Annotated in this window: 14 protein-coding genes; 4 read left to right on the top strand and 10 right to left on the bottom strand. The window is 62.6% G+C overall.

All coding sequences use genetic code 11. The features are described 5' to 3' along the window. Nucleotides 1–74 precede the first annotated feature (74 nt). The 5 genes from ntrX to dusB all read right to left on the bottom strand — a co-directional run bounded on the left by ntrX (nucleotide 75) and on the right by dusB (nucleotide 7,279). The gene (gene ntrX / locus EV664_RS01550; RefSeq protein ID WP_133493924.1) at nucleotides 75–1,454 is read right to left on the bottom strand and encodes a nitrogen assimilation response regulator NtrX; all 1,380 of its coding nucleotides are present in this window, start codon (nucleotides 1,452–1,454) and stop codon (nucleotides 75–77) included. Next, on the bottom strand, nucleotides 1,451–3,646 hold the full coding sequence (locus EV664_RS01555; RefSeq protein ID WP_229668027.1) for a sensor histidine kinase: 2,196 nt from the start codon (nucleotides 3,644–3,646) through the stop codon (nucleotides 1,451–1,453). Before EV664_RS01555 ends, ntrX begins: the two co-directional genes overlap by 4 nt. A 129-nt stretch (nucleotides 3,647–3,775) precedes the next feature. Further along, nucleotides 3,776–5,206 (bottom strand): nitrogen regulation protein NR(I), encoded by a 1,431-nt coding sequence (gene ntrC, locus EV664_RS01560; RefSeq protein WP_133493926.1) that lies wholly within the window; start codon nucleotides 5,204–5,206, stop codon nucleotides 3,776–3,778. Nucleotides 5,207–5,213: 7 nt separating this feature from the next. Next, entirely contained in the window at nucleotides 5,214–6,305 is a 1,092-nt protein-coding gene (locus EV664_RS01565; protein ID WP_133493927.1) for a two-component system sensor histidine kinase NtrB, read from the bottom strand. Continuing rightward, nucleotides 6,281–7,279, bottom strand: a complete 999-nt coding sequence (gene dusB / locus EV664_RS01570) for a tRNA dihydrouridine synthase DusB (RefSeq protein ID WP_133493928.1) — start codon at nucleotides 7,277–7,279, stop codon at nucleotides 6,281–6,283. Before dusB ends, EV664_RS01565 begins: the two co-directional genes overlap by 25 nt. Nucleotides 7,280–7,370: 91 nt before the next feature. Here dusB and EV664_RS01575 point away from each other — a divergent pair, with 91 nt between their 5' ends. Genes EV664_RS01575 through EV664_RS01585 form a run of 3 tightly spaced genes read left to right on the top strand, consistent with a single transcriptional unit; the run spans nucleotide 7,371 to nucleotide 9,645 of the window. Beyond that, the gene (locus EV664_RS01575; protein ID WP_133493929.1) at nucleotides 7,371–8,531 is read left to right on the top strand and encodes a bifunctional 2-C-methyl-D-erythritol 4-phosphate cytidylyltransferase/2-C-methyl-D-erythritol 2,4-cyclodiphosphate synthase; all 1,161 of its coding nucleotides are present in this window, start codon (nucleotides 7,371–7,373) and stop codon (nucleotides 8,529–8,531) included. Then, on the top strand, nucleotides 8,528–9,103 hold the full coding sequence (locus EV664_RS01580; RefSeq protein WP_133493930.1) for a hypothetical protein: 576 nt from the start codon (nucleotides 8,528–8,530) through the stop codon (nucleotides 9,101–9,103). The genes EV664_RS01575 and EV664_RS01580 overlap by 4 nt, the downstream gene beginning before the upstream one ends. Beyond that, entirely contained in the window at nucleotides 9,100–9,645 is a 546-nt protein-coding gene (locus tag EV664_RS01585) for a CinA family protein (protein ID WP_133493931.1), read from the top strand. Before EV664_RS01580 ends, EV664_RS01585 begins: the two co-directional genes overlap by 4 nt. On the opposite strand, the gene EV664_RS01590 is transcribed toward EV664_RS01585, so the two are convergent. Together EV664_RS01590 and lipA are read right to left on the bottom strand one after the other, a co-directional pair. Beyond that, on the bottom strand, nucleotides 9,567–10,067 hold the full coding sequence (locus EV664_RS01590; RefSeq protein WP_133493932.1) for a type II toxin-antitoxin system RatA family toxin: 501 nt from the start codon (nucleotides 10,065–10,067) through the stop codon (nucleotides 9,567–9,569). The two genes, EV664_RS01585 and EV664_RS01590, sit on opposite strands and share 79 nt — an antisense overlap. Beyond that, entirely contained in the window at nucleotides 10,067–10,999 is a 933-nt protein-coding gene (gene lipA / locus EV664_RS01595; protein WP_133493933.1) for a lipoyl synthase, read from the bottom strand. The genes EV664_RS01590 and lipA overlap by 1 nt, the downstream gene beginning before the upstream one ends. A 66-nt stretch (nucleotides 11,000–11,065) precedes the next feature. Between lipA and EV664_RS01600 the strand changes: the two genes are divergently transcribed. Then, entirely contained in the window at nucleotides 11,066–11,695 is a 630-nt protein-coding gene (locus tag EV664_RS01600; protein ID WP_133493934.1) for a carbonic anhydrase, read from the top strand. A gap of 56 nt (nucleotides 11,696–11,751) precedes the next feature. Here EV664_RS01600 and EV664_RS01605 read toward each other — a convergent pair whose 3' ends face one another. The 3 genes from EV664_RS01605 to aspS all read right to left on the bottom strand — a co-directional run bounded on the left by EV664_RS01605 (nucleotide 11,752) and on the right by aspS (nucleotide 14,879). Then, a complete protein-coding gene (locus EV664_RS01605; protein ID WP_133493935.1) occupies nucleotides 11,752–12,183 on the bottom strand; it encodes a hypothetical protein in 432 nt (143 codons plus the stop codon). Beyond that, nucleotides 12,183–12,962: a polyphosphate kinase 2 family protein gene (locus EV664_RS01610; protein WP_133493936.1), complete on the bottom strand. Its 780-nt coding sequence runs from the start codon at nucleotides 12,960–12,962 to the stop codon at nucleotides 12,183–12,185. Before EV664_RS01610 ends, EV664_RS01605 begins: the two co-directional genes overlap by 1 nt. A 78-nt stretch (nucleotides 12,963–13,040) precedes the next feature. Then, nucleotides 13,041–14,879, bottom strand: coding sequence for an aspartate--tRNA ligase (aspS, locus tag EV664_RS01615; RefSeq protein ID WP_133494210.1), 1,839 nt, complete (start codon nucleotides 14,877–14,879; stop codon nucleotides 13,041–13,043). Between the last annotated feature and the right edge of the window lie 9 nt (nucleotides 14,880–14,888).

Below are 14,888 nucleotides of genomic sequence, written 5' to 3' on the forward strand. Positions count from 1 at the left end.
CGCGTGATCCGGGCCGGTGCCCTATGTAGGTCGGCATTGCCGCTGCGTCCACCTGCGGCTGCAAAGAAGCCCGGTCAGTCGTCGCGATGTTCGCTGATGCCCAGCAACTTCAATTTGCGGTGGAGAGCCGAACGCTCCATGCCGATAAAGCTGGCGGTGCGCGAAATATTGCCGGAAAAACGGCGGATCTGGACGCGCAGATATTCGCGCTCGAACGTTTCGCGCGCCTCGCGCAGCGGCGCGCCCATTATCGAGGGATTGGCAAGCCCGCCCGCCGCGTCCTGATCCGCGCCCATCACTTCGGGCGGCAACAGATCGACATCGATCCGCCCGATCCGGTCCCCGGGGGCGAGGATGATCGTGCGCTCCACCACATTACGCAGCTGACGGACATTGCCGGGCCAGTCATAGGCCTGAAGCGCCGCCAGAGTTTCGGATGCGATCTCCGGCGTGCGGACGCGTCGCCCGGCGGCATATTGCGCGGCGAAATGCTCGACCAGCGCCGGAATATCCTCGCGCCGCTCGGCAAGCGGCGGGAGATGCACCGGCACGACATTCAGGCGATAGAACAGGTCCTCGCGAAACCTGCCCTCGGCGATCTCGTCGGTCAGCTCGCGGGCAGTCGCCGATACGACCCGGACATCGACCTTCACCACGCGCTGCCCGCCCACCCGGCTGAAACTCTGATCGGTCAGGACGCGCAGAATACGCGCCTGTGTGGCGAGCGGCATATCCGCAATTTCGTCGAGGAACAGGGTGCCGCCATGCGCCTGTTCGAGCATGCCGGGCCGGACGAGATCGCCCCCCTCCTCCACCCCGAACAGTTCTTCCTCGACCCGTTCGGGAGTCATGCGGGCTGCGCTGACCACGACGAACGGTGCATCGGCGCGCTGGCTCCACGAATGAAGCAGGCGCGCGGCGACTTCCTTACCCACACCCGCGCCGCCGGTGATCAGCACCCGGCTTCCGGTCTGCGCCACGCGCTTCAGCGTTGCGCGCACATTGTTGATCGCGGTCGAAGTGCCCGTCAGATCGTCCTCACGGCCAGCCGAGGCGCGCAGCGACGCCACTTCGCGCCGCAACCGCTCATTCTCGGTCGCGCGCTGGACCATCAGGAGCAGGCGGTCGGCTTCGAACGGCTTTTCGATAAAGTCCACCGCGCCGCGCCGGATTGCTGCGACGGCCGTATCCAGATTGCCATGCCCCGAAATGACAAGCACCGGCAGGCTGGGGTCGCGCCGCTTGATCTCGTCGAGCACGTCCAGCCCGTCGAGCCGCGACCCCTGCAGCCAGACATCGAGCAGCACCAGCGAGGGCCGCCGCGTTGCGATCGCCTCCAGCGCATCATCGCTATTGCCGGCGGTTCGCGCCTCATAGCCCTCATCCTCAAGCACGCCCGAAACGAGCTCGCGAATGTCGCGCTCATCGTCGACGACGAGAATGTCCAGCGTCATGCGTTATTCCTGTGTCTGGTTAAGGTGGGATGCGGCGTTTCGGCTTCGCCGGGCGTCTCTCCGCCGGTTTCTGCCAGACCGGCCAGCAGCGCACCGTCAAAGATGATCTTCACCTCGGTGCCCTCTTTGTCGGGGCGATCGGCAAATTCGATCGTTCCGAAATGTTCCTCGACGATCTTCTTCACGATCGCGAGGCCAAGCCCGGTGCCGCGCGCCCGGGTGGTCATATAGGGTTCGACGATCCGGTCGCGCTCGACCGGAAGGCCGATCCCGGTATCGAGAATCCGCACCGTGATATGCCCCTCCGCGTCCGAGGCGACGGAAGCTACGACCTCAGAATCCTGATCGCTTTCGTGTTTTGCTTCAACAGCTTCCACAGCATTTTTGACAAGATTGCTGAGCGCCTGGCCGATCTGCCGCCGGTCACAGACAAGATGCGGCATCGACCCGTCATGATCGACTTTGAACGCAATGTCGGGATGCGCCACTTCGTGCAGGAACACCGCCTGACGGACGATATCGAGCAGGGATTCGTCGCGAAACACCGGCTTGGGCATTCGCGCGAAGGAGGAGAATTCATCGACCATCCGCCTGAGGTCGCCGACCTGCCGGACAATGGTTTCGGTGAGGCGGGCAAAGGTGCTGTCGGCAGGATCGATCTGCTTGCCATAGCGGCGCTGCAACCGCTCGGCGGCGAGCTGGATCGGTGTCAGCGGGTTCTTGATTTCATGCGCGATCCGCCGCGCGACGTCCGACCACGCCGCGCGCCGCTGATCGAGCAACTGCTGGGTAATGTCGTCAAAGGTCAGGATGCGGTTATTTTCGTCACGCGTGATCTTCACCGCCAGCGTCTTCGCCTCGCCGCCGATGGTCATCTGGACCACCGCCTCGCGCCCGCCCTGATCGAGCACCGCCTCCAGATCGGGGGCGATATCTTTCAGCGGCTGCCCCACCGGCACCGTGTCGCCGGTGCGCAGCATCTCCATCGCCGACCGGTTGATCAGACGGACGCTATGATCCTCGCCGATCGAAATTACGCCCGCACGCACACCCGACATCACGGCTTCGATCAGCGCGCGGCGGCTTTCGATCTGCGCATTGGCGGCGACCAGCGCATTGGTCTGTTCCTGCAGCCTGCCCGTCATCCGGTTGAAGGCCGAGGCGAGCGTGCCGATCTCATCCTCCGATGCAGGTACCGATACCCGCGCGGAAAGATCGCCACCCGCCACCTTTCGCGCCGCATCGACCAGATCGCCGACAGGGCGCACGAGACGGTCGGCGACGGCGAGCGCGATGAACACCGCAAGGCCGACGATCAGCAGCGATACGATCATCAGCGCAGCGTTGAATTTGAGCTGGAGCGAGCGCGATCGCGTCAGCAATGCGTGATAGTCATCGACGATCGCCTTGCCCCGGCGAAGCAACGTGGCGGTCTGTTTGTCGAAGACCCGGGTCGCGTAGAGGTAATTCTCATCGCCCCAGTCGAGCTTGGTCAGCGCGCCCGGTGCTTCCAGACTGGGCACGATCAGCGTTTTCTGGCCGTTCCGAATCTCCTTGATCATTGCCAGGTTGATGACCTGTTCGAGATCGCGCTCATAAGGATCGACCAGCGCGAGCGAATTGATATGCCCGTCGGGCGTGACATGCACGATAATCGCTTCGGAAAGCTCGCGCTGATAGGTCTGGTAGAACAGGCCGCGCGCGAAAGTCGGGCTGTCGATCCCGAACTGGTCGAGATAATATTTCGACAGATCGCCGCTCATCGTTTCGACCTGCTTGCCGATGCGGGTCAGTTCGAGCTCGTAATTTTCGTGCGCAATCGCCGAGGCGTTTTCGAGCATTCCCCCGGCGCGATCGGAAAACCAGAATTCGACGCCATGCTGGAACAGCAGCGAGGCGAAGATCGTGACGAACAGCATCGGGATCGCCGCCATGGCTGAGAACAGCGCGACAAGACGGACATGTAGCCGCCCGTCGCCGCCGATGGGTGAGGCAGCCGCACGGCGTTTGGCGACGCGCCGCCCGATCAGCACCAGCAGTCCCATCGCAGGAAGCAGGTTCGCGACGAGGAGCAGTGCGATCAGTTGCGGGGACAAGAGGCGCTGGGTCGAACTGACCCCGGATATCAGGAAATAGGTTCCCGCCCCGATCAGGACCGCCAGCGCGAACACACCGATCTCGACAAAGCGCATCGGAACGGCGGCCCGAAGCCGTTGAAAAAACTGCCTTTTATGATCGGCGACGACGCTCATCGTTGCCAAAATACAACATTGTCGTTGCGGGGAAAACACATATTTGCGCTTATTCGGCGCTAAAGCGGGTCATCCGGTCGTGCCGCCGGGATCGATGTCCAGCAAATCGAGCTTCTTGCGCAAGGTGTTGCGATTGATGCCCAGCGCCTTTGCGGCGCGCAGCTGGTTGCCGCCGGTCTGTTCGAGGATCGCCTCGATCAACGGTTTCTCGACCTCTGCGATGATCCGGTCATAAAGCGAGCCGTCCACCATTGCTTGTGGGTCGGCTAGTGCAATCTCGCTCAGCCGCGCGCGAACCGCGCCGCGCAGACTGTCCGCGTCAGGATCAAGGATTGCAAATCGCTCACCTTCGCCGAGCATTGCGCGGATTTCCTCCGCGTCGATCACATCGTCGCGGCCCAGTACGGCAATCCGGCGCATCAGATTTTCCAGCTCACGAACATTGCCGGGCCAGCCATAGGCCTGAAGCAACGCCCCGGCGCCGTCGGACAGGCGTTTGCGCGGCAGCCCCTGCTCAGCCGCACGGTCAAGAAAATGACGCGCGAGCAGCGGAACATCCTGACGCCGGTCGCGCAGCGCCGGCAGCGCGATCGGCACAACGTTCAGCCGGTAGAATAAATCCTCACGAAACCGGTTTTCGGCGACCAGCTTCGCCAGATCCTTGTTCGTCGCCGCGACGATCCGGACATTGGCGCGGATCGTGCGCGACCCGCCGACGCTGGTAAATTCACCCGATTGCAGCACGCGCAGCAGCCGCGTCTGCGCGTCCATCGGCATGTCGCCGATTTCATCGAGGAACAGCGTGCCGCCCGATGCCTGTTCGAACTTGCCCGCCGCGCGCGCCTGCGCCCCGGTAAAGGCGCCGCGCTCATGCCCGAACAGCTCCGCTTCGATCAGCTCACGGGGGATCGCAGCCATGTTCAGCGCTACGAACGGCGCATTGCGGCGGTGGCCGAGATCATGGATCGCCTGCGCCACCAGTTCCTTGCCGGTTCCCGATTCGCCCGAAATCAGAACGGTGAGATCGTTCGAAACCACCCGCGCGATGATGCGATACACATCCTGCATCGCGGGCGAGCGCCCGATGAGCGGCAGCGCCTCGTCGGGCGCCCCCTCCTCCCCTTCGCCGGTCCCGCGATTGCGGCCCAGTGCGCTCGCCACCGCAGCGGTAAGCGCGTCGAGATCGAAGGGTTTGGGAAGATATTCGAACGCTCCTGCCTCGGTTGCGCGCACCGCCGTCGAAAGCGTATTCTTTGCCGAGAGCACGATCACCGGAAGGCCGGGATGGTCTTGCATCAGCGCACGGACCAGCTCCAGCCCGTCGCCATCGGGCAGCACGACATCGCTCACCAGCAAATCGGGCAGGTTCGCCAGTTGCGTTCGCGCGTCGCGCAGGGTTTCCGCGGCCCGGACACGATGCCCGGCACGCTTCAGCGCGGCAGCGACGACGGTACGGATCGCGCCGTCATCGTCGATGACCAGAATATCGGCCGATTTCACGTCGATGCTATGCCCTTGCCAGAAAGATGTGAAATTCGGTCGTCGGCGGGTCGGTTGCTTCGCGCTGATAATGAACGATGCCGCCCATGTCGCGGATCAGCTTGTCGACCAGCGGCAGGCCGAGCCCCTTTCCCTCGGGCTTGCCCGACACAAAGGGTTCGAACAGATGTTCGGCGATATCGGCAGGTGCGCCCGGGCCATTGTCGCTGATCGTAATTTCGATCGGCAGCGGGCGGCGCGGATGCCCCGGGCCGACACTGACCGACATGCCGTGCCGGAAGGCGGTCGAAATCGTGATCCGTGGATCCGGCACCCCATCAAGCGCTTCTGCGGCATTCTTGATAAGGTTCAGCACAAGCTGCAGAAACGCATCACGGTCGAGCAATGCGGGCGGAAGCGAAGGGTCATAATCCTCGACCATCTCGATATCGCTGGCGAACCCCGCTTCGGCAAGCGAGCGGGCATGGGCGAGCAGCGGATAGATGCTTTGCGCGCGCAGTTCGAGCGGCCGGGTGTCGGTAAAATCCTCCATCCGGTCGATCAGCGCAGCGACCCGGTCGACTTCCGCCGTAATCAGGCTGGTCAGTTCCTCCGGCTGGTCCACCCCGGCGGCAAGCAATTGCGCCGCTCCGCGTATGCCCGATAGCGGGTTCTTGATCTCATGCGCCAGCATCGCAGCCGCGCCGATCGCTGCCCGCGCTCCCGCGCTGCGATCGATGCCATAGCCCATGCGTCGCCCGGCGGGCGCGTGATGCAGCGTTACGATCCGCCATTCGGGCCGGTCGGCGACAAAGCCCTCAACGAAATCAGCACGGATATCCGCACCGCGCCGGATACGGATATCGGCATCGAACGCCGCGAAGCCGAGCCCGGGCCGCCGGTCGGCATAGCCCGACGGCGGCTCGATCAGCCGGTCGAGCCGCTGCCCCTTCATGGCCCGTTCCGACTGGTTGAGCAGATGCTCCGCCGCTGCATTGGCGCGCGCGACACATTCATCGGGGCCGATCAACAGCGCGGCGACGGGAAGCGACGCGAACAGATCCTCACCCGCAATCGACGCGGCTTCCGCGCCGTTCAAGCGGCCGCCTGAATGCGCCATGGCGCGTAAAATTCGGCGAGCATCGCAAGCACCCGGCGCGAATCCGGCTCCTGATTGACCTTGTTGCGAAACTCGGCCGATCCGGTCAGCCCCTTGGTATACCAGCCGATATGCTTGCGCGCCATGTTGACGCCGACCTGCTCGCCATACAGGTCGAGCATCTGCTGATAATGATCGATGATGACGCGATATTGCTCGTCGATCGTCGGATCCGGCCGCGCCTCGCCGCCGGTCAGCGCGTCCATCATCTGACGCAGCAGCCAGGGCCGGCCATAGGCGCCGCGCCCGACCATCACCCCGTCCGCGCCCGACTGGTGCAGCGCCTCCCGCGCATCCCCGACGGTACAGATATCGCCATTGACGATCACCGGGACGCTGACCGCATCCTTGACCTTGCGGACAAAGGCCCAGTCGGCACTGCCCTTATACATCTGGCACCGGGTGCGTCCGTGGACGGTAATCATCTTCACCCCGATATCCTCCGCCGCGCGGGCGAGTTCGGGAGCGTTGAGGCTGTTATGATCCCAGCCCATCCGCATTTTCAGCGTGACGGGCACGGACACCGCCTTCACCGTGGCTTCGATGATCTCGATGGCGAGCTTCGGTTCGCGCATCAGCGCCGATCCGGCATAGCCGTTGGTCACCTTGCGCACCGGACAGCCCATATTGATATCGATGATCGCCGCGCCGCGATCTTCGTTCAGCTTCGCCGCATCGCCCATCTCTTTGGGCGTATTGCCGACGAGCTGCATCGACACGGGTTCCTCGATCGGGTCCCATGCGGCCTTTTGCACCGACTGGCGCGTTTCGCGGATTGCCGCCTGACTCGCGATCATCTCGGTGACGTTGAGACCCGAACCGAAGCGACGCACGATGCGGCGGAACGGCAGGTCAGTAACGCCGGTCATCGGCGCGAGCAGGACCGGCGCATCGATGCGAACCGGCCCGATCTGGATTGGGTGCAATAAAGTCATAGCTATGCCTGAAATTCAGGCAGCTCCTTACGGGAGTCATGGTATTTTCGCAAGGCTGGCGGGCGGCGAGGTGTTGCGCTACCGCGCGCTCATGACATCGAAGCGAACCGTGGGAATCGTCGTCGCGGCCGGGACAGGGACCCGGTCGGGGTCCGCCACACCCAAACAATATGCCCCGCTGGGCGGTCGCGCGATGGTCGCGCACAGCGTCGCCGCCTTTGCCGCGCATCCCGGAGTGGATACCGTGATCGTCGTCATCGGCGGCGATCAGGAGGAAGCGGCCCGCGCTGCGCTGGGCGATGTTACGCTCGTCCCCGGCGGCGTCACTCGGCGCGAATCCGTGCTGGCCGGGCTTGAGGCGGTCGCTGCATCGGGTGGAGCGCAGCGCGTGCTGATCCACGATGCGGCGCGCCCTTTTCTTCCGGCCGCCGTCATCGATTCGCTGCTCGCCGCGCTCGAAACGCATGGCGGCGCGGTTCCGGTGATGCCGGTTGCCGATACGCTCGCCTTTGGTGCCGACCATCTGGGCGATGTGGTACCGCGCGACCGGCTCGTGCGGGTGCAGACGCCGCAGGCGTTCGTGTTTTCCGACATTATGGCGGCGCATCGAAACTGGCCCGCAGATCGCGAAGCAACCGACGATGCACAAATCGCGCGCGCGGCCGGCATTGTCGTCGCGCTGGTGGAAGGCAGCCTTATGCTTGAAAAAGTCACCTATCCCGACGATTTCGCCGCCGCCGAAGCGAAGATTGCCGCATCGTCGCATGTCCGCACCGCCATGGGCTTCGATGTGCATCGGCTCGTCGCGGGTGAGGAACTGTGGCTCGGCGGCATTCTGATCCCGCACGATAAGGGGCTGTCGGGGCATAGCGATGCCGATGTCGCGCTGCATGCGGTGACCGACGCTCTGCTCGGCGCTGCCGGAGCGGGCGATATCGGCACGCATTTCCCGCCCAGCGACGCGCAATGGCGCGGCGCCCCCTCCTCGCGCTTTCTCGAACATGCGCGCGATCTGGTCCTCGCCGCTTGCGGGCGGATCGATTTTATCGACCTCACGATCATTTGCGAAGCGCCGAAGGTCGGTCCATATCGAGACGCTATGCGCGCCCGGATCGCCGGGTTGTTGCGGCTGCCCGAGAGCCGGATTAGCATCAAGGCGACGACGACCGAGCGTCTGGGCTTTACCGGTCGCAAAGAGGGAATCGCCGCGCAGGCGATTGCCACTATCAGTATTGCGGAGTTTACCCGATGAAGTTTCGAAACGTCCCGGCAGCGGCGTTTGGCTGGGCCATGACGGGCGCAATCGCATTCGCTCCCGCCGCGGCACAGGCGCAAACGCAGGCGCGGTGCATTCCCGCCGCCGATGCGCAGGCCGTGGCCGCAGTGTTTTTGCCGAGCGCAGTGCGGGCGGTACGCACCCGCTGCGCGCCGATGCTGTCCCGGGATGCATATCTGAAGCAATCGGGCGACCGGCTGCTCAGCAAGCTCGACGGTGAGGCCCGGGGGCAGTTCAGGAGCGCGATGCGCGGCATCAACCGCATTGCGGGCACCGACCTCGACCTTAGCACCCTGCCGCCCGAAATGGTGCAGCCGCTGGTCGATGAGCTGGTTCGCAACAAACTCGGCACCAGCAATATCGACAGCAAGGGCTGTAAGCGAATCGATCGCGGCCTTGCGCTGGTCGACCCGCTGCCCGCAAGCAGCCTTTCGGGGCTGCTCGTGATGGTGGCGCGGCTGGGGCTGGAACACCGCTCCGCCAAAAGCGGGCGCGTTGACGATGCGGTTTCGCTGTTCAAAATTTGCGACGCGACGGAGAATAAATGATGATCGACCGCGTTCTTCCCGACAAGCTGTACGACACCGCAAAACGGGTGGTCGATGCCAATCGCGCCGCCAATCGGCGCATCGCGCTTGCCGAAAGCTGCACCGGCGGGCTGGTCAGCGCTGCGCTTACTGAAATTCCGGGGTCGTCGGACGTGTTCGAAACCGGGTTCGTCACCTATTCCAACGATGCGAAGCTCAGCGTTCTCGACGTGAGCCTCGACCTTCTCGAAACCTTCGGGTCGGTCTCGATCGCGGTGGCATGGAGCATGGCGCAGGGCGTGCTGGAAAAAAGCACTGCCGATGTCGCGGTCGCCATTACCGGTATTGCCGGCCCCGGGGGCGGAACCGAAAAGAAGCCGGTCGGCACGGTGGTGTTCGCACGCGCCGAACGCGGCGCCGATCCTCAAAATGTCGTCGCCGATTCGCGCAAGTTCGACGATGACGGGCGCGGATCGATCCGGCTTCAGGCGGCGTTATGCGCGCTCGAATTGCTGATGCCGGGGTCTGAGCCGTTTTCGGAGGAAGACGAAGCGTTCGAATAAAGCGCATCGGCGCGTTGTTCGAACGCGCCGATCATCTTACGCAGCGCCCGGTCGAACACCTGCCCGGCCAGCATTTCGAACATCCGGTTCTTGAACGCGAAATCGACGCAGAAATCGACCAGACAACCGCCCTGCCCGTCGGGGCGGAATTTCCAGTCATTGTGCAGATATTTCATCGGCCCGTCGACATATTCGACATGAATATGGTCGGGCCGCTCCATCTGCACCCGCGAGGTGAAGGTTTCGCGCAGCCCCTTGAACCCGACGATCATGTCGGCGACCATTTCGGTATCGCTTTGCGAACGAACCCGAATGGCGCTGACCCAGGGCAGAAATTCGTCATAGGCACCGACATCGGAGACCATGTCGAACATCTGCTCGGGACTATAAGGAAGCTGCCGCGTCTCAGTATGTTTGGGCATCAGCCTCTCGCAGCCTGCGCCGCAAGCCGCGCCTCCCGATTGGCGCGAAGCCGTTCGAAATCGTCACCCGCATGATAGCTTGACCGGGTCAGCGGCGAGCTGGCGACCAGCAGGAATCCTTTGGCGCGCGCGATCGAGGCATAAGCGTCGAATGCCTGCGGCGTCACGAAATCGGCGACCTTGGCGTGCCTGGGCGTCGGCTGAAGATACTGGCCCATCGTCAGGAAATCGATATCGGCCGAGCGCATATCGTCCATCACCTGATGCACTTCGAGCCGCTGTTCGCCAAGACCGAGCATGATGCCCGATTTGGTGAAGATCGACGGATCGAGCGTCTTCACCCGCTCGAGCAGGCGAAGCGACGCATAATAACGCGCGCCGGGGCGGATCGTCGGATAGAGCCGCGGCACGGTTTCGAGATTGTGATTGAACACATCCGGCCGCGCCTCGACGATCATCTCGAGCGCCGAATCGACCTTGTTGCGGAAATCGGGGGTCAGGATTTCGATCGTCGTATCGGGTGCCTGTGCACGCAACGCCTCGATCACCTTCACGAACTGGCGTGCGCCGCCATCGGGAAGATCGTCGCGATCGACCGACGTAATGACGATATGTTTCAGTCCCATCTGAACCGCGACATCGGCGACATGCTGCGGCTCTTTGGGATCCACCATGCGGGGCATGCCGGTCTTCACATTGCAAAAGGCGCAGGCGCGCGTGCAGGTGTCTCCCAGAATCATCACGGTTGCGTGCTTGCGCGTCCAGCACTCGCCGATATTCGGGCAGGCAGCTTCCTCACACACCGTGGCGAGGTTCTTCTCGCGCATCAGCTTCTTGGTCTCGGCAAAACCGACCGAAGTCGGTGCTTTTACGCGAATCCAGTCGGGTTTGCGCTGACGTGGCGCGGGGGCGATGTCGGTTTGGTCGGTCATGCCGCTCCAGATAGCGATCCTCTCCGCCCCTTGCCAGCCCCGGCAAGCGATGCTTTACCGAAAAGCATGAACGGATTTACGCAACTGCTCGACGGTTATCGCCGATTCCGCAACAATGACTGGCCGCGTCAGCATGAGCGCTGGGCCGAACTGCGCGAAGGACAATCGCCGCAGGTGATGGTCATTGCCTGTTCCGACAGCCGGGTCGATCCGGCGCAGATTTTCGACGTCTCGCCCGGCGAGATTTTCGTCGTCCGCAATGTCGCCAATCTGGTCCCCCCGTTCGAAGAAGGCGGCGGCCGCCACGGTGTTTCGGCCGCGTTGGAATTCGCGGTAACCCAGCTGGAAGTGCCGCATATCGTCGTGATGGGCCATGGTTCGTGCGGGGGGTGTCAGGCAGCGTTATCGCGCCGCTTTCACGATGCGCCTCAGGGTGAGGGCGGCTTTATCGCGCATTGGGTCGATATGCTCGACGACGCCCGCGACCGTATCGTCGCAGAACATGGCGATGGTGAAGAGGGCGCGCGTGCCATGGAGCTGGAAACGGTTCGCATTTCGCTCGCTAATCTGCGCACCTTCGGCTTTGTCGAAGACCGCCTGCGTGCCGGCACATTAAGGCTGCACGGCTCTTATTTCGCGATTCGCGACGGCATTTTGCATGTCATGGCGGACGATGGGAATTTTGCGCCGGCGTGATCCGCAGGCGCTATCGTGAAGATACGGTAGCGCTATTCATCATCGGTAAGCCATGTCTATGGCATCGAAACGAAATGAGTGCGCGTTTCTTCATTCTTGTCGATCCTTCCCGCGATCTCGTTCGGATCAAGCTGTCCGGCCTCTATGAGGTCAGCGATGTCGAGGATTTTGTTCGGGCGCGAAACAAGGCGCATGAAGCATTGCGCTGCAGGCCCAACCAGCATTTGACGCTCAGCGATGTGCGGGAGATGAAAATTCAGTCGCAGCAGGTCGTGGCCGCGTTTCGCAATCTGCTCGGCGACCCGCGTCATCGCTCGCGGAAGCTGGCATTTCTTATCCGCCCTTCGCTTACCATGCGACAGTTGGTGCGCGCGATTGATCAGCGCGATGCACAATGTTTCGGCGAAGAATCCGACGCATTGCGATGGCTTCTCGCATCCGATCTCGCCACCACGCAGGACATGCGGCTGGTAAGCGGCACCGGACATTAAGGCGATTTTGCGAGCATCCGGTGTGCCAGCGCTTCAAGCTCGGGATCGAGCGGCGGCGGTTCCATCGATATTCTGGCTTCCAGCTGTTCGGCGATCGCCGTCAGCGCAGCGATCCGCGCTGCCTTTTTGTCATTCGCATCTATGACCGTCCAGCGTGCATGGTCTGTATCGGTATGCGCGAACATGTCGTGCATGGCGGTAAGATAATCGGGGCGCCGCGCGCGATTGCGATAGTCTTCCGCGCCGGTTTTCCACCGCTTCCACGGATTGTCGATCCGGTCTTTCAGACGCCGGTCCTGTTCCTTTTGCGTGACGTGGAAAAATAACTTCACGATCGTCGTGCCGCAATCTGCCTGCTGCGCCTCGAACCGGTTGATTTCGTCATAGGCGCGGCGCCATTCGGCCTCGCTCGCATAGTTTTCCACCCGCTCGACCAGCACCCGGCCATACCAGCTGCGGTCGAACACGCCGATATTGCGAAGTGCGGGAAGACGCTGCCAGAAGCGCCAGAGGAAGTGATGCGCCTTTTCTTCCGGGCTGGGCGCTGCGATCGGCCACACCTGAAAATAGCGCGGGTCCCAATGCGCGGTCATGCGTTTGATCGCGCCGCCCTTCCCCGCCGCGTCCCAGCCTTCCAGTACGATCATCGCCGCGCGCTTGTGGACGATATGCGCGACCTGAACATGGCCGAGCCGCTTTTGCAGCGCCTTCAGCGCTTCGTCATAATCGCCGTCAAACGATTTGCCGCGCTCATAATCGGAGAGATTGATCGTCATGCGCCGATCCTGACATGCAGCATGCGGTCGATCTCAAGAACGAAATCGACCACCTGATCCGTTGCGCGGTTCACCGGCTCAGCCTGCGTCCGGTGCGACCGTGGCGGTCGGCTCCTTCTTCGCTGCTGCCTGTCCCGGCTGTTCAACAATGCGGATGTTGAGTTCGCGAAGCTGCTTGGGTGAAACCTGACTGGGCGCACCCATCATCAGATCCTCGGCCCGCTGAGTCATCGGGAAGGCGATCACTTCGCGGATATTGGGCTCATCGGCGAGCAGCATGACGATGCGATCGACGCCCGGCGCCGAACCGCCATGCGGCGGTGCACCGAATTTGAACGCGTTGATCATGCCGGCAAAGTTGGTGTCTACATCCTGCTGACTATACCCGGCGATCTCGAACGCTTTATACATGATATCCGGGCGATGGTTCCGGATTGCGCCCGAAGACAGTTCGACGCCGTTGCAGACGATATCGTATTGATAAGCAAGGATATCGAGCGGGTCCTGCGTTTCCAGCGCCTCCATCTCACCCTGCGGCATCGAGAAGGGGTTATGGCTGAAATCGACCTTCTTCGCGTCCTCATCATATTCGAACATCGGGAAATCGACGATCCAGCAGAATTCGAAGCGGCTGGCGTCGATCAGGTCGAGCTGCTCGCCAACCCGCGTACGGGCAAGCCCCGCAAGCTTGGCCGCCTGCGCTTCCTTGCCCGCTGCGAAGAAGATGCCGTCATCGGGACCAAGGCCGAGTTCATCGGCCAGCTTGTCCATCTTGTCCGGCCCGTGATTCTTCGCGATCGGGCCGCCCCATTCGCCGCCCTTGCGCGTCGCATAGCCAAGGCCGGGAAAGCCTTCGCCCTGCGCCCATGTGTTCATGTCGTCAAAGAACTTGCGGCTCTTCTCCGCCGTCTTCGGCGCCGGCACGGCTCGTACGACGTCACCGCTTTCCACGATCGAAGCGAAGCGACCAAAGCCCGACCCTTCGAAATGCGCCGAAACATCGGTGATCTCGATCGGATTGCGCAGATCGGGCTTGTCATTGCCGTATTTCAGCATGGATTCGCGATAGGGGATGCGGCGGAACGGCAGCGCACTGACCGTGCGGCCCTTACCTTCCCAGTTCGCGAATTCCTCGAACACGCCGTGAAGGACCGGCTCGATCGCGGCGAACACATCCTCCTGCGTGACATAGCTCATTTCGAAATCGAGCTGATAGAATTCGCCGGGGCTGCGGTCTGCGCGGGCATCTTCGTCACGGAAGCACGGCGCGATCTGGAAATAACGGTCGAAGCCCGCCACCATCAGCAGCTGTTTGAACATCTGCGGCGCTTGCGGCAGCGCGTAGAATTTGCCCGGGTGCACGCGGCTGGGCACCAGATAATCTCGCGCGCCCTCGGGTGAAGATGCGGTCAGGATCGGCGTCTGAAATTCGGTGAAGCCCTGATCGATCATCCGGCGGCGAAGCGACGCGATCACGTCGGAGCGCAGCTTGATATTCTTGTGCACCTTCTCTCGACGCAGATCGAGATAGCGATAGCGAAGGCGAATATCTTCCGGATATTCGGAATCGCCGAACACCGGCATGGGCAGTTCCTGCGCCGCCGACTGCACGGTGACGCTGCGGGCATATACCTCGATCTCGCCCGTGGGCAGGTTCGCGTTGATGGTTTCGTCCGAACGCTTCTTCACAGCGCCGTCGATCGTCACCACCGATTCGACGCGCAGCCGGTCGAGCGTTTCCAGCGCAGGCGAATCGCTGTCGACGACGATCTGGGTGATGCCGAAATTATCGCGCAGATCGACGAACAGCACACCGCCATGGTCGCGCTTGCGATGGATCCAGCCCGACAGGCGAATCTCGGAACCGACATCACCGGCCCGTAGCTGAGCGCAATTATGGGTGCGATAGGCGTGCATCTGCTTCAT

Source organism: Stakelama pacifica (assembly GCF_004361835.1).
GTDB classification, from domain to species: Bacteria; Pseudomonadota; Alphaproteobacteria; order Sphingomonadales; family Sphingomonadaceae; genus Sphingomonas; species Sphingomonas pacifica.

What these genes read in the sequence shown, in the direction of transcription:
- EV664_RS01555 (WP_229668027.1), bottom strand. Translation starts at nt 3,646, where the DNA reads ATGCGCTTTGTCGAGATCGGTGTGTTCGCGCTGGCGGTCCTGATCGGG.
- aspS (WP_133494210.1), bottom strand. Translation starts at nt 14,879, where the DNA reads ATGCACGCCTATCGCACCCATAATTGCGCTCAGCTACGGGCCGGTGAT.
- ntrX (WP_133493924.1), bottom strand. Translation starts at nt 1,454, where the DNA reads ATGACGCTGGACATTCTCGTCGTCGACGATGAGCGCGACATTCGCGAG.
- EV664_RS01575 (WP_133493929.1), top strand. Translation starts at nt 7,371, where the DNA reads ATGACATCGAAGCGAACCGTGGGAATCGTCGTCGCGGCCGGGACAGGG.
- dusB (WP_133493928.1), bottom strand. Translation starts at nt 7,279, where the DNA reads ATGACTTTATTGCACCCAATCCAGATCGGGCCGGTTCGCATCGATGCG.
- lipA (WP_133493933.1), bottom strand. Translation starts at nt 10,999, where the DNA reads ATGACCGACCAAACCGACATCGCCCCCGCGCCACGTCAGCGCAAACCC.
- EV664_RS01610 (WP_133493936.1), bottom strand. Translation starts at nt 12,962, where the DNA reads ATGACGATCAATCTCTCCGATTATGAGCGCGGCAAATCGTTTGACGGC.
- EV664_RS01580 (WP_133493930.1), top strand. Translation starts at nt 8,528, where the DNA reads ATGAAGTTTCGAAACGTCCCGGCAGCGGCGTTTGGCTGGGCCATGACG.
- EV664_RS01605 (WP_133493935.1), bottom strand. Translation starts at nt 12,183, where the DNA reads ATGTCCGGTGCCGCTTACCAGCCGCATGTCCTGCGTGGTGGCGAGATC.
- EV664_RS01590 (WP_133493932.1), bottom strand. Translation starts at nt 10,067, where the DNA reads ATGCCCAAACATACTGAGACGCGGCAGCTTCCTTATAGTCCCGAGCAG.
- EV664_RS01585 (WP_133493931.1), top strand. Translation starts at nt 9,100, where the DNA reads ATGATGATCGACCGCGTTCTTCCCGACAAGCTGTACGACACCGCAAAA.
- EV664_RS01600 (WP_133493934.1), top strand. Translation starts at nt 11,066, where the DNA reads ATGAACGGATTTACGCAACTGCTCGACGGTTATCGCCGATTCCGCAAC.
- EV664_RS01565 (WP_133493927.1), bottom strand. Translation starts at nt 6,305, where the DNA reads ATGGCGCATTCAGGCGGCCGCTTGAACGGCGCGGAAGCCGCGTCGATT.